We start from the raw sequence: 22,503 nt of genomic DNA, 5'->3' as shown, positions 1-22,503 counted from the left end.
CCTTCCTTGGTGATGCTCATGAAGAAGACTGTGGTCATAATCGGTGGCGGAGCCGCAGGAATGAGCGCCGCTTCACGCGTCAAGAGACTCAAACCCGAGTGGGACGTCAAGGTCTTCGAGGCAACGGAGTGGGTCAGCCACGCCCCGTGCGGGGTGCCTTACGTTGTTGAGGGCGTCTCGCCGAAGGAGAAGCTCATGCACTACCCGCCCGAGGTCTTCATCAAGAAGCGCGGCATAGACCTCCACATGAGGGCCGAGGTCATAGAGGTCGAGCAAGGAACGGTGAGGGTCCGCGAGGAGGACGGTGAGACGAGCTACGAGTGGGACTACCTCGTCTTCGCCAACGGTGCCTCTCCGAGAGTTCCCGCGATCCCGGGAACCGAGCTGGAGGGTGTTTTCACGGCCGACCTGCCCCCTGACGCCGTTGCAATAACGAGCTACCTAGAGAAGAACCCCGTCGAGGACGTGGTCATAATCGGTGGAGGTTACATAGGCGTCGAGATGGCCGAGGCCTTCGCGGCGAGGGGAAAGCGCGTCACCCTCATAGAGAGGAACGAGAGGGTGATGGCAAAGGCCTTTGACAAGGAAATCACCGACGTCCTCGAGGAGGAGATGAGGAAGAGGGTAAACCTCCGCACCCAGGAGATAACCCTCCGCATCGAGGGCGAGGAGAGGGTCGAGAAAGTGGTAACCGACGCGGGCGAGTATAAAGCCGACCTCGTCGTCCTAGCGACGGGCATAAGGCCCAACGTCGAGCTGGCGAAGGAGCTTGGCGTCAGGATCGGGGAGACCGGTGCGATATGGACGAACGAGAGGATGCAGACCAGCGTTGAGAACGTCTATGCGGCCGGTGATGTGGCCGAGACCAGGCACCTCCTGACCGGGAGGCGCGTCTGGATACCCCTCGCTCCGGCAGGAAACAAGATGGGCTACGTGGCTGGAAGCAACATCGCCGGGAAGGAGGTTCACTTCCCCGGGGTGCTGGGAACCAGCATCACCAAGTTTTTCGATGTGGAGATAGGCAAGACCGGCCTTACTGAGGCCGAGGCCATAAAGGAGGGCTACGACGTCAGGACCGCATTTATCAAAGCGGGCACGAGGCCTCACTACTACCCAGGGGCGAGGCCGATATGGCTGAAGGGCGTGGTGGACAACGAGACCAATAAGCTCCTCGGCGTCCAGGCGGTCGGCGCGGAGATACTGCCGAGGATAGACACCGCCGCGGCGATGCTGACGGCAGGCTTCACAACGAGGGACGCCTTTTTCACCGACCTCGCCTACGCGCCGCCCTTTGCCCCCGTCTGGGACCCGCTCATAGTCCTCGCCAGGGTCCTCAAGTTCTGAGCCTCTTCTCTACTTTTTCATAAGTGCCATGCTCCCGGCCACGAGGAGCAGGCCAAGGCTGAATGCAACTCCAAAGCCTGCTGAAGAGGTCACGGCACCTCCGAGGGCACTTCCGGCTATGTAGCCCGCCGAGCTGACGACGTTGTAGGTGCCCATCGCGCTTCCCTTCTCCTTTTCTCCGGCCCTCTCGCTCACTATTGCCGTAGAGGGAAGGCCTATGAAGGCCCAGGAGTAGCCGGCCAGGGTATAGGAGGCGAGAACCATCGGGAGAAGGAGTGTAGAGACCATGACCCCCACCATCACCGCGAGCAGGGCCGCGGCGCGAAGGGCGAGGCCTTTCCTAAGAGTCTTCTCCTTGTTACCACCCATTGTGCTCCCAACGCGCCCGTAGTTGAGAGCCGCGATTGCGGAGTTGGCTATAAGGGCAAGGTACACGACGTCCATTCCGTAGCCACCGCCCGTCAGCAGGACCGGCATCTGGGGGAAGTAAAGTCCAGCGGCTATCCAGAAGAGCAGGAACGCCAGGTAGAACCTCCCGAGGCCATCTGGAAGGCTGAGGTTAAGATGGAGTACAAAGCTCGGGAAGTAGCGTGCCTTCTCGACGACGTAGTTTCCGAAGGCCCTTATAGCACGCCGGTTTATGTAGACCGGCACCTCACGTATCATTTTCCTTCCCATGAAAACCGACGGAACTCCAAGCAGGGCAAAGGCCACGAAAAGCTGGGGGATCGTGAGGAACCGGGATAGCCCGAAGCCGAGGACTAGGCCGAGAACCCACCCCCAGCCGCTGACCTCATTGAACTTCCCTATGCCGTACTCCCAGCTGTGCTTCCTGACGCTCCTCAAAACCAGGGCTATCGGTACGGATAGGGTGGAGGAAAGGAAGAACGCGTAGGCCGTGTTCACGGCAATCAGCTGGGCCGGGGTTTTGGCGAAAGCCATCGCTGTGAGGAACACCGGGACGCTGGCGAAGCCGAGGAGTATGAAGGGCTTTCTCCTCAGGGTCCTGTCGCTCAGCCTCCCCCAGAACAGGGCGCCGAGCATTGAAGCCAGACTCGCGAGGGCAAAGGCCAGGCCAACCGTTGAAGCGCTGCCCCCGAGCTGGAGGAGGTAGAGGCTCACCAGGGCGGAGCTTCCACCGGTAGCTACTTTGAAGGGCACGAAGGAATAAAACCACCTGGGCATCTTCGGAACGTAGCGGTAGCGGTTGGCGACCGTTGAGTTCCTCACGGCGATGGCCACTCTCTGGCTCACTTTTTCTCACCTTGGAGTGCCGGAGAACAGGGTTTGCTTTAAAAAGGTTCGTGAACCCAGGGGGTAGTCAATGTTCAAATGCGTGCATTTGGATGGAAGGTTTAAAAACGTTGCATGTGTATTATGAACCATGGAGCGGAAGATTGTAATCTCCTTCATACTTTGTGCCCTGTTCGTGGCGTTGCCCTTCGCCGTCAATTATGCGGATGAGAGAATTTCCTCGAGTCCTGCTCAGCCGCCATCATCACCAGCGAACCCAGTTAACGGGGTTTATTATGTGGGCTTTGCCACGTCCCATGAAGGGGATGACATTCTCTACGTTGTTCCGGGGAAAGCGTACGTTGAGAGAGCGGGAACGTTGGTCACAGTCAACGTCACGGTCAAGTTCAGGCATGCACAGCCCTGTCCCTACTCCGACTGGAAAATAACGGTTGAAAACCCAAAGAACGTTGAAGTCGTGAACGAAACGAAGACCGAACTGAAGGACGCGTACACGGCATTCAAGCAGTACACCGTTAAAGTCCTCGGAAACGGAAGCCTGGATGTGGTTTTCCACTACGGCTCTGGCTGTCCCTATGGAACCGAGGAAAGGGTCACGGTTGAGTTCTACGTTGGGACGCCCAACGGGACTGCCCTGAACCAGAGCACCCCTTCGCCAGAGGAAGTCCTCAACACGACCTCCATCAACGTGACGGGCCCCATAAAGGAAGTCGACCTGGCATTGAGGGCGGTTGTGGTTGGGAACTACACGATTGAGATCAGGGGCCGCTGGACCGGGCCGAACAACGAGAGCTTAACCTGGCGCGACATTATGGCACTCTTGAAGCCCGGCGAGAATGTAACCGTCGTCGCCAGCGAGGAAGAGGGCTCCTTAAAGGCGGACGTCATTGTAATTAACGGAAAAACCTACAGGAAGGGATGAGCCATGAAGTGCAACCGGAGAATGTGCGTTTCACTTCTCCTGTTCTTCCTGTGGCTCGTCACGGGCATAACGGGGACGGTGCTCCTCATAGGCCCCCTGACGGCAAAGCTTGGTCATCCACTTCCAGTGTCCACCGCGGATACACTCCACATCTACTTCGGCTTCGCCTTCTTCGGCCTTTCAATAGTCCACATTGCTCTGAACTGGAACGCCCTCGTGGCCTACTTCCGGAGGCTGAGGTCTTAAATGGAAAAAGGAGTTCACACCTCCCCTCTGAACTTTTTGTAGTACTCGTCTATGAGCCTTCTGATGGTCTTCCCTATCTTGATGTAGTCTATCTCCCTCAGGTTCGCCAGCGAGACCCTGGCCGAGGGGTGGACGACGTCGAAGCCCTTCCCTGGGAGGAGGACGACCCCTGCCTCAACGGCGAGGCGGACTATGAACTCCTCCACCGGCAGCGTCCTGACGAACCACTCCGCGAACTCCTTCCCGTAAAGCCTCTCGGCCAGCTTCTCAGTATCGAGCAGGGTGTAGTAGTAGGCGTAGCTCGGGCTCTCCTCGGGCTCTATTCCAATGCCGCGGTAGAGCGCCCTGTAGCGCCTCCTCAGGACGTGCTTCACGGTCTTCTTGTACCTCTCTTCCTCGTCCATGAGGGCGTAGAGGGCGAAGAGGACCATCTGAACCTGCTGGGGCGTGGACAGCCCGGCGGTGTGCCTCAGCGCGACGTTCCTGCTGTCGGCCACGAGCCTGTCTATGAACTTCAGCTCCCTGACGTCCGGCGTTATCGGGGCGTAGCGCTTCTCAAGGATTTCCTGCACCTCCTCCGGGAGACTGGCTATGAGCCTGTCCACGACGTTGTCCCTGTGGAGGGCTATCACGCCAAGGCGCCAGCCGGTAGCCCCGAAGTACTTGGAGAAGGAGTAGACCAGTATCGTGTTGTGGGGCAGGACCGAGTACACTGACCTGAAGTCCTCGGCGAAGGTCGCGTAGACGTCGTCCGTGATGATTATCATGTCGTTCCGATCCTTCTCCACTATTTCGCGAAGGTCTTCGAGGGTTCCCTCCTCAAGCTTCACCGACGTCGGGTTGCCCGGGTTCACGAGGAAGAAGGCCTTTATCTCGGGGTCGCGGAGCTTCTCGAGCTCTTCCCTCGGTATCTGGTAGCCCCTCTCCTCGTCCGCCCTCACCTCGATGACCTCGAGCCTGTAGGTGTCGAGCCTCGGTATCTCCAGGTAGGGGCTGAATATCGGAACGGCCAGCGCTATTTTATCCCCCTCGTTCAGTATCCTGTTGGCCTTCAGGGACTCGAAGAGGTACGCCATCGCCGCGGTTCCGCCCTCCACCGCGAATAGCTGGGTCTCATCGACCAGGGAGTAGCCGAGGTCGTAGCCGGCTCCCATCTCCTTCATCAGGTACCTCGCGACTATCTTCTCCGCCAGGGGCAGCATCCTCGGGGGCGATGGGTAGTCGCAGCCCAGGTAGCCCTGCACCATCTCGTGGAGGAAGTCCCCCGCCGAGAGGCCAAGGTAGTCCCTGACGTAGCTGACGGCCGAGTTCAGGAAAGCCGTCCCCCTCTCGTTCCAGTGGTTTCTAACGAAGATCTCGAAGCGGGCCTCGATGCCCTCCCTGTCGCTGTGGCCCCCTATGAGGCCACCCATGTAGCCGAAGTGCCTCTCTGCCTCGCTGAGAGCGAACTTCCCGAGCTGGAGGTAGGCGTACCTTGGCGTCAGCGCCAGGAAGTTCGGGTTCCCCCTGCCCGCGTTGAGCATCATCCTCTCCGATTTCCGCCTCGCGAGCTTTATGAGAAGCTCCTTGAACTCGAACGGGCTGAGCTCCTCAAGGTTTCCTATGTTTTTCAGTATCTCCTCAACCTGGGCTTCACCCTCGCCTGACACGTTGAACACCGTACCTTGTTGGACCGGAGCGTATAAAAGGGTTGGGCAAACCTTATACGCTTTTAGGCCGACCTAACCCCGGTGGTTTAATGATAGCCTTCGGTCCCGTCCCCTCGAGGAGGCTCGGCAGGAGCCTCGGCGTGAACAACATACCCGACAAAATCTGCAGCTACGCTTGCCTTTACTGCCAGATAGGAAGAACACTGAGGATGGAGGTGGAGAGGAGGCCCTTCTACGAGCCGGAGTTCATATTCGAGGAAGTTGCCAGAAAGGTCGAGGAGGCCAGGGAAAGGGGCGAAAGGATCGACTACGTAACCTTCGTCCCCGACGGCGAGCCGACGCTCGATGCCAACCTCGGCCTCGAGGTCGAGCTCCTGGGCGGCCTCGGTGTTCCGCTGGCAATACTCACAAACTCCTCCCTGATATGGCGTGATGATGTCAGGGAAGAGCTCCTGAGCTTCGACTTCGTCTCCCTCAAGCTCGACGCTGTCAGCGAGCCCCTCTGGCGGAGAATAGACAGGCCCCACAAGAGCCTAAGGCTTGAGAAAATCCTCGAGGGCATGCTAGAATTCAGGGGCGACTTCGATGGAACCCTCGTTACCGAGACGATGCTGATCAACGTCGACTACGGCGATGAGCTTGAAAGGATAGCGGACTTCCTGGCGGAGCTTAAACCGGACAAGGCCTACATAGCCGTCCCCACGAGGCCTCCAGCCGAGCCCTGGGTGGAGCCGGCGAAGGAAGACATAATAAACCTCGCCTACCAGCTCTTCTCGGAAAGGATTGGGGAGGGCAGGGTTGAATACCTCATCGGCTACGAGGGAAACGCCTTCGCCTCCACCGGAAATGTCGAGGAAGACCTGCTGAGCATCACCGCGGTTCACCCCATGAGGGAGGGGGCTGTGAGGGAGCTTCTAAGGAAGGCGGGGGCCGGCTGGGAGACCGTGGAGAGGCTCATTCGAGAGGGGAAGCTCATCGAGCTGGAGTACGGCGGGAAGCGCTTCTACATGCGTGCCCTTCCGAGCAGGAGAAAGCCTTAATTATCCGTTGGCGTTAGGTATGTTGAGGGGCCATGTGCGAGTACACCTACGAGAACGGCAAGAAGTGCCGCCTGAAACCCGTTGAGGGGTCGAAGTACTGCCCGCTCCACATTCCCTATGACGAGGGAGAGAGGCTTCTCGGGGAGGAGATAAAGCGGGTCAAGGAAGAGGCGTTTCTACGCAGATTGAAGAGCGGTCATACGTACTTTGAGGGCGTTTACCTCTATGACGTCAAGATAGGTGATTTCATCGCCGAAAAGCCTATAGTCTTCAAGAACTCCCACGTTAGGGCGATTCTCTTTGACTCCGTTAGGGTTCCGGGAATAACTTTCTATAACTCGGCCGTGGGAAGGATAGTGGTCTTTGGAAGCGAAGTGGGGACCTTCACCGTCCACGGCTCCCGTGTCTTTGGCCTCAACCTGCTCAGGGTTAGGTTCTCCAACTCCGTCTACGTCAGAAACTCGAGAGTCAGCTACGTTATGATAAACTCCACGGAGCATACTGGAGGAACGGAGGAAGCGGAGAGGGACTACGGAGAGCGCAGGATCGCTACAGGCAGGATAGAACTCAGCGGGCTCGAGGGCGTCAGGAGGATCGGAATAAACGTTCGCTATCCACTCATGAGGAAGATACTCGAGGAGCACGGCATAAAACCCTCCGAGTCCCGCGAAAGGGCCGTTAGGGCCTCTGCCCTGACAATCAGGAACGTCGAGTTCGACCAGTCGGCGCGCTTCAAGAGACAGGTGAGGCTCAGCATAAGACGCTTCCACGGGAACCTTGTCCTGGAGGATCTGGACATCTTCGGTCACGCCGAGATTCTCGCCAGCTGGCTCAAGAATCCAGAGTTCGTTCACACTCGGGTAATGGGAAACCTAATCTTCAGAAGGGTCTCCTTCAATGGGGACTTCACATGGAACTCCACGGTTCTTCCCAACATTCCGGTGGAGCTGAACGTCGAGGGCTTCATAGACGTCGAAGACTGCAGGTTCAACAGCCACCACGCGGCGGAGGTTCTCTATCGCCTGGCAAGGATAAGCTGGGAGCGGAACGGGGACCTTGAGAGGGCGGACAGGTATTACTACCTCGAAATGGTCTCTAGGAGGCATTCCCGGCTGGCTGGCAGGAGGAGGGGGCTTAAAAAGCTTCTCGTTAAAATGGAAACGGCCTTCGAGTGGCTCTTCGCGGATTTGACGTGTAAATACGGCACTGACTGGAAGAGGCCCATACTCATATGGCTTGCCGCGGTGAACATCTTCTTTCCCATTCTGTTCTTCCTGACCCGGAGTGTTGAGGGGGTATCTGGGGGAATGAGCTTCATCGACTACGAGTACTTCAGCGTCGTTACCGCCACAACCCTCGGCTACGGTGACTACCACCCCGTGGGCGTTGGGAGGGTCATAGCGTCGGTTGAGGCGCTGTTCGGAATGTTCATGTGGGCGGTATTTCTGACGGTCTTTGCGAGGAAGTACATGAGGTGAAACCATGATAGGCCTCATAATCAACCCGATAGCTGGAATGGGGGGAAGAGTGGCCCTCAAGGGCACGGACGGAGTTGTGAAGGAAGCGGTGAAGAGGGGTGCGAGGCCAATCGCCCAAGACCTGGTGAGGCTCTTCTTGGAGGAGCTATCTCACTATGAGGAGGCGGTAGAGGTAAGGTTCCTCACCGGCCCCGGCCCGCTGGGGGAGGACGTTCTGAGGGAGTTCGGCTTTGAGTTTGAGGTTCTGAGGCACAGGGAAATCGGTTACCTGGAAATAGAGGGTGTAAGAATACCTAATACCAGCGGTGAGGATACGAAGGAGCTGGCAAAGGAAATGGTCGGAAACGTTGATTTACTTGTATTCGCAGGCGGGGACGGAACAGCTAGAGACATCATTGAGGCGGTCGATGAAAAGATTCCAATTCTCGGCATTCCAACCGGCGTCAAGATGTACTCGGGAGTTTTCGCCTATTCCCCCGAGGACGCGGCCAGAGTTCTGGTGGAGTTCCTCAGGGGAAACGCGCGGCTCGAGGAGAGGGAGGTCAGGGACATAGACGAAGATGCATACAGGCACGACGATGTGAGGGCCAGAACCTACGGAAAGGCCCTCGTTCCGGTCGTTGAGACCCTCGTGCAGGGAAGCAAGGAGAGGATACCCGTGGACGAGGAAGGGGAGCTCGATGCTATCGCCGAAGCAATCGCCGAGGAAATCCTCGAAAACGATGGAATATACTTCCTCGGCTCTGGCTCGACGGTAAAGCGGATAAAGGACAGGCTTGGCATAGATGGAACGCTCCTAGGGGTGGACGTGGTGGAGATCAGGGACGGAAATGTTAAGCTTCTCGTGAAGGACGCGACGGAGAAAGACCTGCTCCGCTTTGCCGATAGAGGCCCTAGGGTAATCGTCACGGTGATAGGGGGCTTAGGTTTCATCTTCGGACGAGGGAACCAGCAGTTCTCGGCCGAGGTGCTGAGGAAAATTCCGAAGGAGAACATAACCGTAGTTGCCACACCATCGAAGCTCGAAAGTGGCCCCTTGAGGATATACACCGGCGATAGAGAGGTGGACGAGAAGCTTAGGGGCTACATCAGGGTTCGCGTGAGTCCCTGGCTGGAGAGAATGGTGAGGGTCGTTTAGACAGCTCTTCCGCTGCAACTCCCGAAACGATAAACGTTGAGTGGGGCGAGATGCCCCTTTAACTCCTTAAACTTTTTACCAGCCCCTCAAGAACCCCAAGGAAGGTCTCGACCTCCTCAAGGCTGTTGTAGACGTGGAACGATGCCCTGACCGTGCCGTTTATTCCGAGCTTCTTCATGACCGGTAAGGCGCAGTGGTGGCCGCTCCGTACCATGATTTTGTTTTCGTCCAGGATCGCCGCCACGTCGTGGGGGTGAAGGCCCGGCACGTTGAAGCTCACAACCCCGGCGTGCTTCTTCAGGTTCCTCGGCCCGTACCACGGCACTTCCAGCTCGTCGAGCCCCTCCGTTATCCTCTTCACGAGCTTCCTCTCCTGTCTTTCGATTTTGTCTATGCCGATCCGCTCGATGTACCTTATCCCGGCGGCGAGGCCTATAGCACCGCCTATGTTGGGCGTTCCGGCTTCAAAGCGCTCGGGCGGTTCTGTGAGCTTGTAGCCGTCCAGATCGACGTCCTCTATCGTTCCACCTCCGATGAGGGGCGGCTCGAACACCTCAAAGAACTCCTCGTTTATGTAGAGAACGCCTATCCCCGTCGGTCCCATCGGCCCTTTGTGGCCTGAAAGACCCAGAAAGTCCGCGTGGAGCCTCTTCACGTCCACCTCAATGTGGCCGGCGCTCTGGGCCGCGTCCACTACGAAAATTGCCCCCTCCTCCCTCGCCATCTTTCCGAGCTCCTCCACCTCGTGGATAACGCCCAGGGCGTTGGAGACGTGTTGCACAGCCACCAGCTTAGCTCCCCTAATCTTCCTCTCCGCATCGCTCAAATCGAGGTTGCCCTCGTCGTCGCCGTCTATATACTCAAGCTTAAGGCCAAGCTTCTTAGCTAACCTCTGCCAGGGGAGCAGGTCGGAGTGGTGCTCGTAGGGTGTCGTTACTATCTTATCACCCGGCCTGAATATGTGCTCCAGCCCGAGGGCGACGAGGTTAAGGCTCTCGCTCGTGTTCTTGGTGAAGACCACCTCCTCAAACCTGGCGTTTATAAACTCGGCGACGACCTTCCTGCTCTCCTCGTACTTATGGGTCGCCATCTGCGAGAGCCTGTGGACGCCCCTATGGACGTTGGCGCGGTATCTGAGGTAGTACTCGTCCATCGCCTCTATCACGGGCTTCGGCGTCAGGGAAGTGGCGGTGTTGTCGAAGTAGATAACCTCGCCCGTAAGGGGTATGTCCTTCCTCACGTCTTCCGGAATCCTCATGAAACCACCTCCAGAACTCCAGCGCAGTCGTATATGATTCGAGCGAGCCTCTCTCCTCTTTTTGCATCTTCCAGGAGCTTGATTATTATCTTGCCGCTCGGATAGACGCTCGTCTCGTAGCCTTCCATCTCGATGATGAGCATCATGCCCGGAAGTAGCTTCTTCACGGTGTACCCTTTCTCCTTCAGGCACTGGGCGGTTCTCGTGAGGTCGAGCTTCACCTTCCTGTCCCAAGAGTAGCCGCTTATGACGATCCCCTTCATCGTGACGCACGGTTTCGCGATTATCATCTCCCTCACCAGTGGAAATTGGAAAAGGGGCCTTATACGGCTTTCTTAAACCGAAGGTTAAGGACAAAAGTGGGAATCGTGGAAAGGGGCTCAGCAGACCCTCGGAACGGGGTCTCCGGCAGGAGGCTCAAGGAAGCGCTTTCCGCCTATTCCTGTCTCAACCAGAACCTTCCCGGGGTACTTCTCTATGACTTCGCCAATTATCGCCGCGTTCTTCCCCCGCTCCGTGCTTCTCATGGCTTTCAGGGCTTCCTCAGCGTATTCCCTTGGGACGATCATGACCACTTTGCCCTCGTTGGCAACATCGAAGGGGTTTATGCCCAGCATATCGCTTGCCGCCCTGACCTCCGGCCTGACCGGTACGTCGGATTCCCTTATGAGGATTCCCACGTTGGCCTTCTTGGCCATCTCGTTGAGGGCGTTGCTCAAGCCTCCCCTCGTGGGGTCCTTCATGGCGTGTATGTTTTCCCAGCCGATTGCCTTTGCCACTGCCTCGACGACCTCCCATATCGGCGCAACGTCGCTCTCAAGCTCGGTCTCGAAGGCTATGCCCTCCCTGTGACTCATCAGGGCTATGCCGTGGTCTCCAACGGTCCCGTTGATAAGAACGGCATCGCCCACCTTCGCTCCTGCGTCGCTTATCGGCCTCTCTGCGATTCCTATCCCGGCGGTCACGACGAAGATGCCGATGTCCTCTTCGACGACCTTCGTGTCGCCGGTGACGATTGGAACCGGTACCTCTCTGGCCGTTTCGTCCATCGAGCGAAGGATTCTCTTCAGGTCCTCACCGTCGAAGCCCTCCCCGATTATCATGGAGTTGGCCAGCGCCAGTGGCCTCGCCCCCATCACCGCGAGATCGTTCACGGTTCCGCTAACCGCGAGCCTTCCGATGTCGCCGCCCGGGAAAAACCGCGGCTTGACTGTGTGGCCGTCTATTGTAAACACGAGGTGCTTATCGCCGAGGGGTATCGTTGCACCATCGTCGAGGGCATCTAAGCCTATTCCCCCGGCCGATTTCAGGCTCAGGTTCTTCAGTATGACGTCCCTCAGGAGTTCCTCCATTATTTCTCCGCCTGCTCCGTGTTCGAGCTTTATCTTCATATTTCTCCCTCCGGTTATCGTGTGAATAAATTGAATTTAACCTTTCCTCACAGCATCAAGTCCTCCTTCGTGAGGTAGCCCTCAAGGTACAGGCCACCGAGGAAGGTCTGACCGACGTTTATTCCGTTGTCGCCGCGCGGAACCTCATGGGTGGTGTGGAAGTTAAGCCCGCTGCTCTCGACGATCTTTCTGGCGGTCTTGACTATCAGCTCGTTGAACGCAACGCCGCCGCTTATTCCGACGTTTTTGACTCCAAACTCCTCCGCCTTCTCGACCGCCACCTCGGCGAAGGCCCTTCCAAGGGCCAGGTGAACGGAGTACGCTACGTCGGCCGGATTAGCCCTGTCCAGGACATCGAGGGCCTGGGTGAAGAGCTCCTCAACCTTCATCAGCTCGCCTTCAACAGGCACCTCGAACTTCAGGTCGTTCTTGCCCTTCACGGCAAAGCTCTCCAGCTTCATTGCGGGCTCTCCCTCGTAGTGCCTCCTGTAGGCCACGTTGAGGAGAACCGAAAATGCGTCAAGTACTCTGCCTGTTGAGGAGGCGTAGCTTGTGTTCACTTCCTTGGCAAGCTGGGTCAGGACCACGTTGAACTCCACCTTCCCGTAGCGGAGGCTTTCTATGGCCTTGGGGCAGCACCTTCCGATTATCTCCTCGAGCTCCTCGACGCCGTAAACTTTGCTCAGTATTCCCATCAAAGCTCTAAGGGGGTAGTAGCTGGCCAAATCGCCACCTGGGAGAGGGTAGTAGTCTATGTGGGCCAATCTTTCAACGTCCTCGTAGCTCAGGTAGAGAACCTCGCCGCCCCAGGTGTTGCCGTCGGTTCCGTAGCCGACGCCATCAACTGCTATGCCTATCATCTCGTCGAGCTTCCTCTCGGCCATGACGCTCGCTATGTGGGCGTAGTGGTGCTGAACCTGGAGGAGCTCAACGCCCAGCTCGTTTGCCAGCTCCATGGCGAGCTTCGTCGTGTTGTAACCCGGGTGAAGGTCGGCTATGATGAGGTCGAAGTCTTTAACGCGGAGAATCCTCTTGAAGTGTCCTATTGCATTCCTCATGAACTCCAGCACCTCAACCTTCGAGGTGTTGCCTATGTACTGGCTGGGATAAACCCTTCCGTTTTTGGCGACGCCGAAGGCGTTCATCAGCTCGGCTCCGACCGCTAAACCGCGGTAGCTGAAGGGTATCTCCACTGGCAGCGGCACGAAGCCCCTGCTCCTCCTTATCACCGCCCTCTTCCCGTCAACGAAGCGAATCACGCTGTCATCGGCACGGTTGAGTATCTTCCTGTTGTGGAGCAGGAGGTAGTCGGCCACATCTCTTAGCTCCTCGAAGGCTTTGTCGTTGTCCTTGACCATCGGCATTCCGGGGTAGTTCGCTGAGGTCATCACGTAGACCTTTGCCCTGCTCCAGTGGAAGAGTATGTAGTGCGTTCCTGCGTAGGGGAGCATTACTCCGATCGTGTGGAGCCCCGGCGCGAGGTTCTCAGGGAGTGGGAAGGGCTCCTTCTTGCGGAGCGTCACTATCGGCCTCCTGTAGCTTGTAAGCTCCTCTTCCTCCCCTCTACTCACGTAGGCGAAGCTTTTGACCGTCTCAAGGCTGTCCGCCATTATGGCGAAGGGCTTCTGGGGCCTGAAGGTTCTCCTCCTGAGTTCAGCGACGACCTCCTCGTTGCTCGCGTCGCAGGCGAGGTGTATTCCGCCGATACCCTTGATGGCCACTATGTACCCCTTGTCTATCAGCTCGGCCGCCTTTTTCAACGGATCGCCAATGATTTCCTTGCCCTCGTTCGTGTAGAGCCTGTAGCTCGGCCCGCAGACAGGACAGCAGACCGGTTCCGCGTGGTAGCGTCTGTTGAGCGGATCCTTATACTCGCTCTCGCAGAAGTCGCACATCGGGAACTCGCGCATCGTGGTGTTGATTCTATCGTAGGGCAGATCCTCGATTATCGTGAACCTTGGCCCGCAGTTGGTGCAGACGATGAAGGGGTACATGTAGCGCTTGTCAGTCGGGTTGAAAAGCTCCCTCAGGCAGTCGTCGCATATGGCTATGTCGGGCGGGATTATCGAATCCCCACCTTCCCCGCCCTGGGAGCTCTTCTCGATGTAGAACCTGTCGAAGCCCTGGGGAGGGAGTTCCTTCTTCTTTATCCTGTCTATCCGTGCAAGTGGAGGAAGCTTCTCCCGGAGGTCTCGCAGAAAAGCCGCTATATCCTCCTCCCTGCCCTCGACGACTATCTCAACCCCAGCATCGCCGAGGTTTTTAACGTAACCACGGAGGTTGTGCTCGTGGGCTATCCTATAGACGAAAGGTCGGAATCCAACGGCCTGAACGATGCCCTGAACGTGAAGCCGGTAAGCTTTCATTCCTCTCACCGGTTTCTTCTTGGCAATCCGGGCCTTTATAGGTTTCTAAAACCAAAAGTTAAAAACCGGAGAGGAGTTTTCAACCTTTGGTGTCAGAACAAAGCTCCGTATTTGTAGAAGATACTGCAGGTTCCTTCGTAAGAGACCATGCACGGCCCTATTGGACTCCTCGGCGTGCAGGTCTTTCCGAAGTGCGGGCATTGCGGCGGTAGGGCAAGTCCACGCAGTATTGCGCCGCAGAGACACCCTTTCTCAAGGTCAGGAAGCTCGGGAACCTCCGGGTCGTAGTACGTCCTTATCTCCAGCTCCCTCCACTCCTTCCTGAGTTCGAGGCCGCTCTTTGGTATGGTTCCAAGGGCGCGCCACCTGGCGTCCCTGACCTCGAAGAACCTCTCCATGAGCTTCTGGGCAACAACGTTGCCCTCGTACTTTACGACCCTGGTGTACTCGTTGAGTATCTTGACCTCACCTTTCTTTATCATTCTTATCAGGAGCAGTATGCCCATCAGCATGTCCACGGGCTCGAAGCCGGCTATGACCTGCGGTATGCCGTAGTCCCTTGTTATGTACTCCCAGCCCCTTACTCCTATTATGGTCGAAACGTGGCCGGGATCGATAAGTCCGTGGAAGCGCGTTCCGGCCTTCACGAGGGCCTCAACGGCAGGGGGAGTCAGACGGTGAACGGAGTAAATCTTGAAGTTTTCAAGTCCTTCCTCGACGACGGCGTTCAGCATTCCTGCCGCCGGGGCGGTTGTGGTTTCGAAGCCGGGGCTGAAGTGGACGACGGTTCTGTCGGGGTTCTCTCTGGCTATCCTGTAGGTGTCGTAGATTGAGTAGACCACCCTCACGTCGTAGCCCTCGCTCCTCAAGTCTGCAAAGCTCCCGAGCGGGGTGGGTATCTTGTACATGTCCCCGAAGGTGGTCAGGATTATTCTGTCCCCCTCGGCGTAGGCCTCCTTCATAATCTCGCGCATCTTGACGATGTCCTCAACGGGGGTTATGCAGACGGGACAGCCCGGCCCGCTGACTATCTTAATGTTATCCGGTAAAAGTGAGCGTATCCCGGAGCGGGTTACCGTATCTTCGTGCGTCCCGCAGACGTGCATGAAGCGAAGCTCATCGAGGCCCTTCGCCTCCTCCCGTATCTTCCTCACGACCTTCTGGGCCAGTTCCCTGTCCTTGAAGGCGTTCAGGACATCGGTCATCTTCACCCCTCCAGTGCCCTCTCCACCTCTGCCCACGCCTCGAGTATCTCCAGCGCCCTCTCCTCGTCGAGCCTCTCTATTGCGAAGCCTGTGTGGACTATCACGTAGTCGCCGACATCAACGTTTGGGAGCAGGTCCAGGCGAACCTCCCTTCTAACTCCTCCGAAATCCACAACAGCGGTTTTCCCGTGAATTTCAATTACCCTTCCCGGAACGGCCAGGCACATTTTCTTTCACCGTTGATTAGTTCCCGCGGGCCTTTTTAGACCTTTTTCAAACCTCTGGTTTTCAACCGCCAAACCTAAAAACCTCTGTTCCAACATTCACCATGCTCGGTGCTGTGTTGGCGGGTGGAAGAGGAAAGCGCTTCGGGGGCGACAAGCTCCTCTACCGCATCGGTGGAAAGCCCCTTATTCTCCACGCCGTCGAGAGGCTCGAGACGGCAAGGAGAATCGATGAGGTGGTTCTGATTGCCTCAAAGAACAACGCGGAAAAGCTGAGGGGGCTTGGGTACGATGTTCTGGTAGATGAGCTGATGATAGGGCCCATGGGTGGCCTATACATCGCGCTGAGCCTCGGTGATGCCCTCGTGGTGGCTGGCGACATGCCGCTAATCGTCCCGGAATTCGTTGATTACATAATTCGTGAATTCAGGAAAAATGGAAAAGCAGTCTGCGTTCCGCGCTGGGACAACGGCTACCTGGAGCCGCTCCATGCGGCCTATTCTGAAGAATTTAGGGGTTTTCTTGGGGAGAAGATAAAGTCCCGGGATTACGCCCTCAACCGGGCAATAAGGGAGTCGAACCCCTGCTATGTCTCCATAGAGGCCCTTCCAGAGGAATGGCGGGTGAGCTTCTTCAACGTGAACAGCAGGGGAGACCTGAGGAAGATAACTGCGCGGCGAGATTAATAACCTCTCAGCCGTACCGCCTTCTTATCCACGCCTTTTTCATCTCGGGATAATAAACCAGGGTTGCGGTTGCGATAAGGACGATGCCTGTTATCTGCCCCTCCAGGTACCACGCGAGGAAGCCGATGCCGAGAAACAGGTCCTTCAGGGTCTCGTATCGGTTCTCCTCGGCTTTGATGTCGAGGAGAAAGGCCAGGATAAACAGCACTCCCGCGATAAGATAGAGCGTCTCCCAGTCCACTCAACCACCCCCAAGAGCCTCGGCCAGCGTTCTGGCCAGGCTCTCGGCCCTCTCAACTATCACCTCGCTTGGCTCCTGGAAGAGGCCCAGAAAGGCGGGCTGACAGCCGATGAGCAGGAACTCGGCATTGAGGCGGGTTTTGAGATACTCAACGAGCAGCTTGAGGGGCAGGCCGTGGGTTGAAACGGCGCTTCCGGTGGTTTTTTCCGGGTCGGCAACTATCATCTCTCCATGACTGCCTCCGAAGTCCACCGCGTCCACGAAGACAACGAGGTCTGGACTAAAAGAGACTATCTTCCCAGTGTGGCTCTCCGGCATCTCGCCGCAGTTGAGAACTAGAACGTTCGGGTTGTTCATTAGCTTTTTCAGCCTCTCCGCTACGAGAACACCGAAGGCGTCATCTCCGCGAACCTCGTTGCCTATGCCACAGACGACGACCCTCTTGGCTTTCCTGAGTAGTTCAAGGGGTTCCATTGTCCCACCTATGGTGAATTTGATGGGGAAGAAAGAAAGCCCTCGCTAAACTTTTCCGGCGACTTCTCTTATCCTCTCTGCAAACTCCGTCTTGAGGAGCTCGTCCGGCTTTCCAATCTTCTCCTCCAGGTCGCTGTAGAGGGGTATACCTGTCAGGTAGGGCACGTCAAACCTCTTTGCCAGCTCCTCTATGTTCCTTTCATCGTCCAGCTTGAGGTTCTCGACGATTCCAAGAACTCTGTGCTTTCTCTCCTTCAGCAGGGTCAGGAGCTTCCCGACGACGTTCATGGAGAGCTTTGAGGGCGTTGCAACGACCAGGAACTCCCCCCTTCTGAGGAATCTCAGGACATCGAGGAACTGGTCGCCGAGGCCCGGCGGCATGTCTATTATGAGGTAGTCCAGCTCGTCCCAGCGGGTTATGGCGAGAAGCTCTATGAGGGCGTCGCTTATCTCCATACCCCTCATGGGCGTCGGTTTGTCCTCGGAGTAGTAGACGATGCTCATGAACTTTATTCCGTGAACCGTCGGCGGAATTACTCCGTACTCCTCCTCCGGGAACTCCTCTGGCTCGAAGCCGAGGATAACGTGGTCGCTTGCCCCGTGGAAGTCGAGGTCGAGCAGGCCGACCTTATAGCCCTTCTCGGCCAAAACTAGGGCAAGAGTGGTTGAAACCAGTGACTTTCCAACGCCGCCCTTTCCACTGACGACGGGAATGATGCGCTTCACCTTCTCAAGCCTGCCCTCTATGCCCTTGACGCGCGGGTCTATGCTTATCATGCCTCTCCCTCCTTTTCAATCTTTATGCCGCTTATGTAAACCCCCCTGCCCTGCACAACCTCGAAGTCCCTGCTGCCGCACTTCGGACAGGCGAGGAAGGCATGAACGACCTCGGGAATGAAGTGTATATCCTCCTTTATGCGCTCGTCAAAGCTTCCTTTGACCTCCTTCAGCTTCCATTCGTGACCGCAGTCACGGCACTTGAAAACCGCCTCCTCCTCCACGAACTCTATCTCCGCCCCTTCTCCAATGGTGCCCTTGAGAAGCTCCTTCATGGCAAACTCTACTATCTCTGCGTTGACGTCCTGAAGTTCGCCGAGAACCACCCGAATAGCGAGAACCTTGGAGGCCCCCTCATTCCTGGCGTAGTCGAGGGCGGTTCTAACTATTCCATCGGCGAGTGCCCACTCATGCATCTCGATCCCTCCGTTTAAATCTTGATCCCCCACGCTTAAAAATGGGCGGGTTTCAAACCTTGGGTTCACTGCCATTAATTTTCTTCAGCCTCCACGCCAGAAGGGCGAAGGTGGCCACGCCGAGGAACGCTTCACCCATCACACCGTTGAGCTCAAGGATTATGTCGTAGGGCACGAACCAGAAGGCCAGAAAGCCAAGGGCGAGGGCGTAGCGGCCCCTTTCGTCCAGATGGGAGGGTATGGAGTAGAAGTGAAGAGTCACTAGGAGTCCTAAGATGGCAGGCACAATCGGTGGCGCAGAGGAGTGGGGAAAGGCCGTGAAGATGAGGAGCAGCGTGAAGGACACCAGGAAGCCGTAGACGAAGGGATGCCCCCTCGGAAGACCGCGCTTGAAGATGGCTTCCCTCTTTATCCTTCTCGCAAGGAACAGCAGAAGCGCCGTAAGGACGATGGTGAGGGAATACTGGAGTGCCGGTGGACGGTAAGGGACGAGGAAGGTGAAGAAAACCGCCCCCGAGATCAGAAACGAGGCGGACGCAATGATAAGCCCCCTCCTCCCCAGGAGTTTTCCCCCGAGAACTCGGGGTAGAGGGCATCAACGACCATTATGGGCATTGTTATGCTCATCAGGGAGTGGAATATTGTGAGCCAGACGGCCCAGACAGCATTTACTCCCCATACCCGCCCGTAAACGCTGAAGACGTCCAGGTCCGGCCAGTCGGGGTTGAACCACGACTTTATCACGAGGCCCTCCTCCACGATGCCGTAGATAAATCCGAAGAGCATGAGCCTTATGTAGTTCCTTCCCCAGCGCACCCAGACCTCTCTGATTAGGAGAACCCCTGCACCGTAGTATGCCCACAGGAACGGGAATGAGAGGGGCTCTGTGAGAACCTCGAGCGGTGGAGTCGAGCCGCTCAGCACCTCGGCGAAGAAAGGTGAGATGAGCGAGAGGATTAAAGCGACCTTGGTTTTGGGGTTCATGTTTGGCCCTCTTCCCGGTTTTAACATCCATCGGATGGAAGGGCTTTTAAATTGAACTACCCACGGTTTTAGGGTGACCTAAAATGAACTATCCGGAGCTTGCGCTGATTGCCTTCGTTCTCAGCATCATCTTCTCGATAGGGGGAGTTGGCTCGGCGATAGCAATAGTCCCGGTGATGGGCTGGCTGGGAGTTCCACTCATGACTGCAAAGCCGGCTGGCTTGTTCATAAACACCCTCTCGATGCTATCCGCAACTGTCAAGAACATCAAGGCCGGAAAGCTCGACCACCGCTTCGGCCTGCCGATTTTAATCGTCGCGACTGTCATGGCCCCCCTGGGAGCATACGCGGGCAAGTTCATCCCCCACCGCATCGTGCTCGTGATATTTGTGGCCTTCCTCCTCTACTCCGGGACCATGATGCTATTTTTCAGGCCGAAGGCAAGGAAAGGCGGGAACCACGTAGTCGAGGGTTCGCTCATCGGTGGAATAGCTGGCTTTCTCGGGGGCCTCCTAGGTGTCGGTGGTGGTGGAATAATCAGCCCGGCTTTAATACTCCTGGGCTACGAGCCAAAGAAAGTTGCCTCAACGACGGCTTTGGTCGTTTTCTTCTCCTCGCTGAGCGGGTTCTTGACATACTGGCGGATGGGTGCTCTGAACTGGGAACTGCTCCTCTGGGTCTCGATTCCGGCCATAGCCGGTGGCTGGCTCGGGACCCACCTGATGCACTTCAGGATGAGCTCGGAGCAGGTGAAAAAAGTGATAGGGGTAATAATGTATCTCATAGCCCTCAAGACGCTCCTCGTTGCCCTGGGCCTTTGAGGAGGAAGTTCTTCAGCGTTAGGGCACCTGTAACAAGCCACATCGCAAGGAGGAGCCAGTAGAGGGCAAAGCCGAAGTTGACGATAGCGTTTATCCCGAAGGTCGTCCCCACGTTGAAGGTGGCACTAACGTAGGCACCGAGGGGGAATATGAAGGCCCACCAGGCGAGGCTGTACGGTAAATTGAGCTTTCTGATGTAGTGGAGCGTCATGAGGATCGCCATGACGAGCCACCAGACGCCGAAGCCCCAGAAGAGCAGGCCGAAGGCCAGGAAGGGCTCCTTGACGGATATGAAGTCACTCGCCTTAACCAGGGCGTAGAGCGTGCTCGTTCCCGCACCGATAGGACCCAGGTTTATCCATATTGACGGGGCTATCCCGCAGGGCATCGGCTCGTGGCGGATGAAGCGGAGCATCACCAGCGCGAACAGAGCGAGGTAGAGGAAGAAGCCGGAACCCCACGCGAAGAAGTTGATGAAGGCCATGATTTCCCTAGCAGTCCCGCTCGCCAGCGTCATCAGCTTGGCACCGCTTATCGGAATGACTATCAGGCCTACGGGCGGAATGAACCAGGCGGGCGTTATGGCCTTGGTATCTACGCCTTCGCTCGTGAAGACAAGGTATGGAATCAGCAGGGCGAAGAATATCGTCAGCGGTGTCCCGGCGAGCCAGAAGCCCCATGCCACACTTGTATTCCCGAAGACCGTGAGGTAATCGGCCGAGAGAACAAGCATCGCAATGGCTATCGTCCCGTAGAAATTGCCGAGGACTGGATGGTGCAGATCCGCCAGAGCGTTCTCCCTGTATTTGATCCATCTGAGAACCCACGGAATCAGCAGAACAAAGAAGAGGGCTGTGTTGAGATAAACGAGGAACTCGGCGAAACTTTCAAGGATTGGGAGCTTTGAGGAGTAAGCTTTGCTCACCAGCGCCAAAGCTCCCGTGCCCATGACGCTCGCAAACCAGCTTGGGGCGAAGTCTTTCACGTTCAGCCTCATGCCATCACCAAGATAAATGAAAAAAATTTCATTTAAAAGCTTTGCCATGGATTAGGGGTTCAATGGCCGTGCTTGGTGGCCTCTATCCGCTCTTTCCAGTGTGGGTCAACTTCAAGAACCTGATTGATAAAGGCCTCAACGACGTTTCTGACCTTTCCGTACGCTCCCGTGACAACAGTAATGCCGAGACTGTTGAAGTAGGTGATGGCTCTCTTTCCCATACCGTAGGCAAGGACGGCTTCTCCTCCGTGCTCCTTAATGAAGTTTGGAAGGTCGCCCGGACCGTGATCTTCAAATGGCACCTCGACGACTTCGGAGCCTTTGATGGTGTTTTCCTCAACGTCTATGAAGGCAAAGTATCTAGCCCTCCCGAAGTGCTCGCAGACCTCACTTTCGAGGCCTCTCTCATCTTTCAACGGAACCGCTATCCTCATGCTTTCACCGATTATCATGAAAAAGTATTCACATATAAAGATTGTGCATATGCACATGTTAATTTTTCTCTTGAATGCCTCGTCCTTTAGGGGGAAAGGAGGTCAGAAAAAGGCCAAAGGAGGGATCAAAGCTCTGCCTCTCCGAGGAACTCTAGGAGGTCTATTAACCGTTTGTCCTTCACCTTCTCAACCGCTTTGCTGGCTTCCTCCGCCTCAATCTTGCCGTCCTTGTAGAGGGCTATTGCCTTTATTGCCTCGAAGAAGTCCGCCAGCTCTGGCATCGCGTTGGCGAACATGTCCATGTGAAGGTATACCATCTCGAACTCGTCGTCAAGCATGAGCTGCCAGATGACGTCTATGAGGGAGTCGAAGGCGACGTCCTGGTACTCTGTGCCCTTCGCGCTCATCGCCGCGTAGAGGCACTCCTGGAGCGCAGCTTCGTAGTTCTCGTCCTCCTCGAATATCTCTTCGAAGGCGAGGTGTATCTCGGCCAGCAGTCTGCTGTTGTTCATGGCCTTGGGAATAACTTTGGCCAGCAGGGCCTTGGCCTTGTACGGCTCGCCGGCTTCGAATATGACGTACGCCCTGTAGACCTCGACGTGGAGGACTTCTTCATCTTTCCCGAGCTCCTCGTAGACCTCCTTGGCCTTCTCCAGCAGTTCGATGGCCTTCTCGTACTCCTGTATTTCTTCGTGAATGAGGGCCATGTTGTAGTACACCTTTGCCACGTTCTCCATGTTGCCCTTGGCAGTCTCTTCTTCGAGGAGGGCACGGTAGAGGTCGAGGCTCTTCTCCAGCTCTCCGATGAGGTAGTAGAGGTCGGCCAGGTTGAACTTGGCCTCGAAGGTATCCATCTCCTCCGCCAGCTTCTCGAACTCCTTTATCTTGTCCACGTCAAGAAGGGCGTGGAAGTAATAAACGATGAGCTTGTACAGTTCCGGATCCTTACACTCAAGGGCCAGCTTCTCTGCCCTCTCGAGAACCTCTTTGAGATCCTCGTCTGAGAGCTCATCGACCTTGTAGTAGAGAAGGCTTGCCACCTTTTTGCAGTCCTTCTCCTCGATAGCCTTCAGGATTTCTTCCATATCCCAACACCTCATACGGATTAGCCCTCTCGGGTATTTAACGTTTGGCATGCTTAGGTTTTTAATCCCGGAA

General features: G+C 56.5%; 25 protein-coding genes. 8 read left to right on the top strand and 17 right to left on the bottom strand.

Features of this window, described 5'->3' with window-relative positions; genetic code table 11:
* Nucleotides 1–18: 18 nt before the first annotated feature.
* Entirely contained in the window at nt 19–1,344 is a 1,326-nt protein-coding gene (gene cdr / locus E3E27_RS05210) for a CoA-disulfide reductase (protein WP_167773793.1), read from the top strand.
* Nucleotides 1,345–1,353: 9 nt separating this feature from the next.
* Here cdr and E3E27_RS05205 read toward each other — a convergent pair whose 3' ends face one another.
* The gene (locus tag E3E27_RS05205) at nt 1,354–2,598 is read right to left on the bottom strand and encodes an MFS transporter (RefSeq protein WP_167773620.1); all 1,245 of its coding nucleotides are present in this window, start codon (nt 2,596–2,598) and stop codon (nt 1,354–1,356) included.
* Between the two features lie 130 nt (nt 2,599–2,728).
* Between E3E27_RS05205 and E3E27_RS05200 the strand changes: the two genes are divergently transcribed.
* Nucleotides 2,729–3,520, top strand: a complete 792-nt coding sequence (locus E3E27_RS05200; protein ID WP_206204773.1) for a hypothetical protein — start codon at nt 2,729–2,731, stop codon at nt 3,518–3,520.
* 3 nt (nt 3,521–3,523) lie between these two features.
* The gene (locus E3E27_RS05195) at nt 3,524–3,766 is read left to right on the top strand and encodes a DUF4405 domain-containing protein (RefSeq protein WP_167773619.1); all 243 of its coding nucleotides are present in this window, start codon (nt 3,524–3,526) and stop codon (nt 3,764–3,766) included.
* A 14-nt stretch (nt 3,767–3,780) separates the two neighbouring features.
* Here E3E27_RS05195 and E3E27_RS05190 read toward each other — a convergent pair whose 3' ends face one another.
* Nucleotides 3,781–5,424, bottom strand: a complete 1,644-nt coding sequence (locus E3E27_RS05190) for a bifunctional aspartate transaminase/aspartate 4-decarboxylase (RefSeq protein ID WP_371731552.1) — start codon at nt 5,422–5,424, stop codon at nt 3,781–3,783.
* An 80-nt stretch (nt 5,425–5,504) separates the two neighbouring features.
* Here E3E27_RS05190 and E3E27_RS05185 point away from each other — a divergent pair, with 80 nt between their 5' ends.
* The 3 genes from E3E27_RS05185 to E3E27_RS05175 are packed head-to-tail and all read left to right on the top strand — an operon-like array spanning nt 5,505 to nt 9,071.
* The gene (locus tag E3E27_RS05185) at nt 5,505–6,455 is read left to right on the top strand and encodes a radical SAM protein (RefSeq protein WP_167773618.1); all 951 of its coding nucleotides are present in this window, start codon (nt 5,505–5,507) and stop codon (nt 6,453–6,455) included.
* A 32-nt stretch (nt 6,456–6,487) separates the two neighbouring features.
* Entirely contained in the window at nt 6,488–7,933 is a 1,446-nt protein-coding gene (locus tag E3E27_RS05180) for a potassium channel family protein (protein ID WP_014788341.1), read from the top strand.
* 4 nt (nt 7,934–7,937) lie between these two features.
* Entirely contained in the window at nt 7,938–9,071 is a 1,134-nt protein-coding gene (locus E3E27_RS05175; protein ID WP_167773617.1) for an ATP-NAD kinase family protein, read from the top strand.
* Nucleotides 9,072–9,129: 58 nt separating this feature from the next.
* Here the strand turns inward: E3E27_RS05175 and E3E27_RS05170 are convergent, their stop codons facing one another.
* The 6 genes from E3E27_RS05170 to E3E27_RS05145 all read right to left on the bottom strand — a co-directional run bounded on the left by E3E27_RS05170 (nt 9,130) and on the right by E3E27_RS05145 (nt 15,518).
* On the bottom strand, nt 9,130–10,329 hold the full coding sequence (locus E3E27_RS05170) for a cysteine desulfurase (RefSeq protein ID WP_167773616.1): 1,200 nt from the start codon (nt 10,327–10,329) through the stop codon (nt 9,130–9,132).
* The gene (locus tag E3E27_RS05165; protein WP_167773790.1) at nt 10,326–10,619 is read right to left on the bottom strand and encodes a hypothetical protein; all 294 of its coding nucleotides are present in this window, start codon (nt 10,617–10,619) and stop codon (nt 10,326–10,328) included. Before E3E27_RS05165 ends, E3E27_RS05170 begins: the two co-directional genes overlap by 4 nt.
* A gap of 90 nt (nt 10,620–10,709) precedes the next feature.
* Nucleotides 10,710–11,720 carry a hydrogenase expression/formation protein HypE gene (gene hypE / locus E3E27_RS05160; protein ID WP_167773615.1) on the bottom strand — a complete coding sequence of 337 codons (1,011 nt, stop codon included), beginning with the start codon at nt 11,718–11,720 and terminating at the stop codon, nt 10,710–10,712.
* Nucleotides 11,721–11,767: 47 nt separating this feature from the next.
* Nucleotides 11,768–14,086 carry a carbamoyltransferase HypF gene (gene hypF, locus E3E27_RS05155; RefSeq protein WP_167773789.1) on the bottom strand — a complete coding sequence of 773 codons (2,319 nt, stop codon included), beginning with the start codon at nt 14,084–14,086 and terminating at the stop codon, nt 11,768–11,770.
* Nucleotides 14,087–14,178: 92 nt separating this feature from the next.
* Complete coding sequence (hypD, locus tag E3E27_RS05150) at nt 14,179–15,291, bottom strand: hydrogenase formation protein HypD (RefSeq protein WP_167773614.1); 1,113 nt, start codon at nt 15,289–15,291, stop codon at nt 14,179–14,181.
* Nucleotides 15,292–15,293: 2 nt separating this feature from the next.
* The gene (locus tag E3E27_RS05145) at nt 15,294–15,518 is read right to left on the bottom strand and encodes a HypC/HybG/HupF family hydrogenase formation chaperone (RefSeq protein WP_167773613.1); all 225 of its coding nucleotides are present in this window, start codon (nt 15,516–15,518) and stop codon (nt 15,294–15,296) included.
* 101 nt (nt 15,519–15,619) lie between these two features.
* Between E3E27_RS05145 and mobA the strand changes: the two genes are divergently transcribed.
* A complete protein-coding gene (gene mobA, locus E3E27_RS05140; RefSeq protein ID WP_167773612.1) occupies nt 15,620–16,201 on the top strand; it encodes a molybdenum cofactor guanylyltransferase MobA in 582 nt (193 codons plus the stop codon).
* 7 nt (nt 16,202–16,208) lie between these two features.
* On the opposite strand, the gene E3E27_RS05135 is transcribed toward mobA, so the two are convergent.
* From E3E27_RS05135 to E3E27_RS10720, 6 genes are all read right to left on the bottom strand, one after another.
* Entirely contained in the window at nt 16,209–16,442 is a 234-nt protein-coding gene (locus E3E27_RS05135) for a hypothetical protein (RefSeq protein ID WP_167773611.1), read from the bottom strand.
* Nucleotides 16,443–16,916, bottom strand: a complete 474-nt coding sequence (locus E3E27_RS05130) for a hydrogenase 3 maturation endopeptidase HyCI (RefSeq protein ID WP_167773610.1) — start codon at nt 16,914–16,916, stop codon at nt 16,443–16,445.
* Nucleotides 16,917–16,961: 45 nt separating this feature from the next.
* Complete coding sequence (locus tag E3E27_RS05125) at nt 16,962–17,693, bottom strand: Mrp/NBP35 family ATP-binding protein (protein ID WP_014788329.1); 732 nt, start codon at nt 17,691–17,693, stop codon at nt 16,962–16,964.
* Nucleotides 17,690–18,109: a hydrogenase nickel incorporation protein HypA gene (gene hypA, locus E3E27_RS05120; RefSeq protein ID WP_014788328.1), complete on the bottom strand. Its 420-nt coding sequence runs from the start codon at nt 18,107–18,109 to the stop codon at nt 17,690–17,692. The genes E3E27_RS05125 and hypA overlap by 4 nt, the downstream gene beginning before the upstream one ends.
* Nucleotides 18,110–18,161: 52 nt before the next feature.
* A complete protein-coding gene (locus tag E3E27_RS10725; RefSeq protein WP_240910651.1) occupies nt 18,162–18,455 on the bottom strand; it encodes a hypothetical protein in 294 nt (97 codons plus the stop codon).
* A 173-nt stretch (nt 18,456–18,628) separates the two neighbouring features.
* The gene (locus E3E27_RS10720; RefSeq protein ID WP_240910650.1) at nt 18,629–19,093 is read right to left on the bottom strand and encodes a hypothetical protein; all 465 of its coding nucleotides are present in this window, start codon (nt 19,091–19,093) and stop codon (nt 18,629–18,631) included.
* Between the two features lie 83 nt (nt 19,094–19,176).
* On the opposite strand from E3E27_RS10720, the gene E3E27_RS05110 reads away from it, so the two are divergent.
* Nucleotides 19,177–19,914: a sulfite exporter TauE/SafE family protein gene (locus E3E27_RS05110; RefSeq protein ID WP_167773609.1), complete on the top strand. Its 738-nt coding sequence runs from the start codon at nt 19,177–19,179 to the stop codon at nt 19,912–19,914.
* On the opposite strand, the gene tdt is transcribed toward E3E27_RS05110, so the two are convergent.
* The 3 genes from tdt to E3E27_RS05095 form a co-directional block, all read right to left on the bottom strand.
* Nucleotides 19,883–20,911: a tellurite-resistance/dicarboxylate transporter gene (gene tdt, locus E3E27_RS05105; RefSeq protein ID WP_167773608.1), complete on the bottom strand. Its 1,029-nt coding sequence runs from the start codon at nt 20,909–20,911 to the stop codon at nt 19,883–19,885. The genes E3E27_RS05110 and tdt overlap by 32 nt on opposite strands.
* A gap of 59 nt (nt 20,912–20,970) precedes the next feature.
* Entirely contained in the window at nt 20,971–21,345 is a 375-nt protein-coding gene (locus E3E27_RS05100; protein WP_167773788.1) for a NifB/NifX family molybdenum-iron cluster-binding protein, read from the bottom strand.
* Nucleotides 21,346–21,470: 125 nt separating this feature from the next.
* Nucleotides 21,471–22,430 (bottom strand): lipopolysaccharide assembly protein LapB, encoded by a 960-nt coding sequence (locus E3E27_RS05095; protein WP_167773607.1) that lies wholly within the window; start codon nt 22,428–22,430, stop codon nt 21,471–21,473.
* Nucleotides 22,431–22,503 lie beyond the last annotated feature (73 nt).

This window comes from Thermococcus sp. MV11, assembly GCF_012027285.1.
Taxonomy (GTDB): Archaea; Methanobacteriota_B; Thermococci; order Thermococcales; family Thermococcaceae; genus Thermococcus; species Thermococcus cleftensis.
This window is presented reverse-complemented; position numbering and strand designations above follow the sequence as displayed.

What these genes read in the sequence shown, in the direction of transcription:
- cdr (WP_167773793.1), top strand. Translation starts at nt 19, where the DNA reads ATGAAGAAGACTGTGGTCATAATCGGTGGCGGAGCCGCAGGAATGAGC.
- E3E27_RS05200 (WP_206204773.1), top strand. Translation starts at nt 2,729, where the DNA reads ATGGAGCGGAAGATTGTAATCTCCTTCATACTTTGTGCCCTGTTCGTG.
- E3E27_RS05195 (WP_167773619.1), top strand. Translation starts at nt 3,524, where the DNA reads ATGAAGTGCAACCGGAGAATGTGCGTTTCACTTCTCCTGTTCTTCCTG.
- E3E27_RS05185 (WP_167773618.1), top strand. Translation starts at nt 5,505, where the DNA reads ATGATAGCCTTCGGTCCCGTCCCCTCGAGGAGGCTCGGCAGGAGCCTC.
- E3E27_RS05180 (WP_014788341.1), top strand. Translation starts at nt 6,488, where the DNA reads ATGTGCGAGTACACCTACGAGAACGGCAAGAAGTGCCGCCTGAAACCC.
- E3E27_RS05175 (WP_167773617.1), top strand. Translation starts at nt 7,938, where the DNA reads ATGATAGGCCTCATAATCAACCCGATAGCTGGAATGGGGGGAAGAGTG.
- E3E27_RS05170 (WP_167773616.1), bottom strand. Translation starts at nt 10,329, where the DNA reads ATGAGGATTCCGGAAGACGTGAGGAAGGACATACCCCTTACGGGCGAG.
- E3E27_RS05165 (WP_167773790.1), bottom strand. Translation starts at nt 10,619, where the DNA reads ATGATAATCGCGAAACCGTGCGTCACGATGAAGGGGATCGTCATAAGC.
- hypE (WP_167773615.1), bottom strand. Translation starts at nt 11,720, where the DNA reads ATGAAGATAAAGCTCGAACACGGAGCAGGCGGAGAAATAATGGAGGAA.
- hypF (WP_167773789.1), bottom strand. Translation starts at nt 14,086, where the DNA reads ATGAAAGCTTACCGGCTTCACGTTCAGGGCATCGTTCAGGCCGTTGGA.
- hypD (WP_167773614.1), bottom strand. Translation starts at nt 15,291, where the DNA reads ATGACCGATGTCCTGAACGCCTTCAAGGACAGGGAACTGGCCCAGAAG.
- E3E27_RS05145 (WP_167773613.1), bottom strand. Translation starts at nt 15,518, where the DNA reads ATGTGCCTGGCCGTTCCGGGAAGGGTAATTGAAATTCACGGGAAAACC.
- mobA (WP_167773612.1), top strand. Translation starts at nt 15,620, where the DNA reads ATGCTCGGTGCTGTGTTGGCGGGTGGAAGAGGAAAGCGCTTCGGGGGC.
- E3E27_RS05130 (WP_167773610.1), bottom strand. Translation starts at nt 16,916, where the DNA reads ATGGAACCCCTTGAACTACTCAGGAAAGCCAAGAGGGTCGTCGTCTGT.
- E3E27_RS05125 (WP_014788329.1), bottom strand. Translation starts at nt 17,693, where the DNA reads ATGATAAGCATAGACCCGCGCGTCAAGGGCATAGAGGGCAGGCTTGAG.
- hypA (WP_014788328.1), bottom strand. Translation starts at nt 18,109, where the DNA reads ATGCATGAGTGGGCACTCGCCGATGGAATAGTTAGAACCGCCCTCGAC.
- E3E27_RS10720 (WP_240910650.1), bottom strand. Translation starts at nt 19,093, where the DNA reads ATGAACCCCAAAACCAAGGTCGCTTTAATCCTCTCGCTCATCTCACCT.
- E3E27_RS05110 (WP_167773609.1), top strand. Translation starts at nt 19,177, where the DNA reads ATGAACTATCCGGAGCTTGCGCTGATTGCCTTCGTTCTCAGCATCATC.
- tdt (WP_167773608.1), bottom strand. Translation starts at nt 20,911, where the DNA reads ATGAGGCTGAACGTGAAAGACTTCGCCCCAAGCTGGTTTGCGAGCGTC.
- E3E27_RS05100 (WP_167773788.1), bottom strand. Translation starts at nt 21,345, where the DNA reads ATGAGGATAGCGGTTCCGTTGAAAGATGAGAGAGGCCTCGAAAGTGAG.
- E3E27_RS05095 (WP_167773607.1), bottom strand. Translation starts at nt 22,430, where the DNA reads ATGGAAGAAATCCTGAAGGCTATCGAGGAGAAGGACTGCAAAAAGGTG.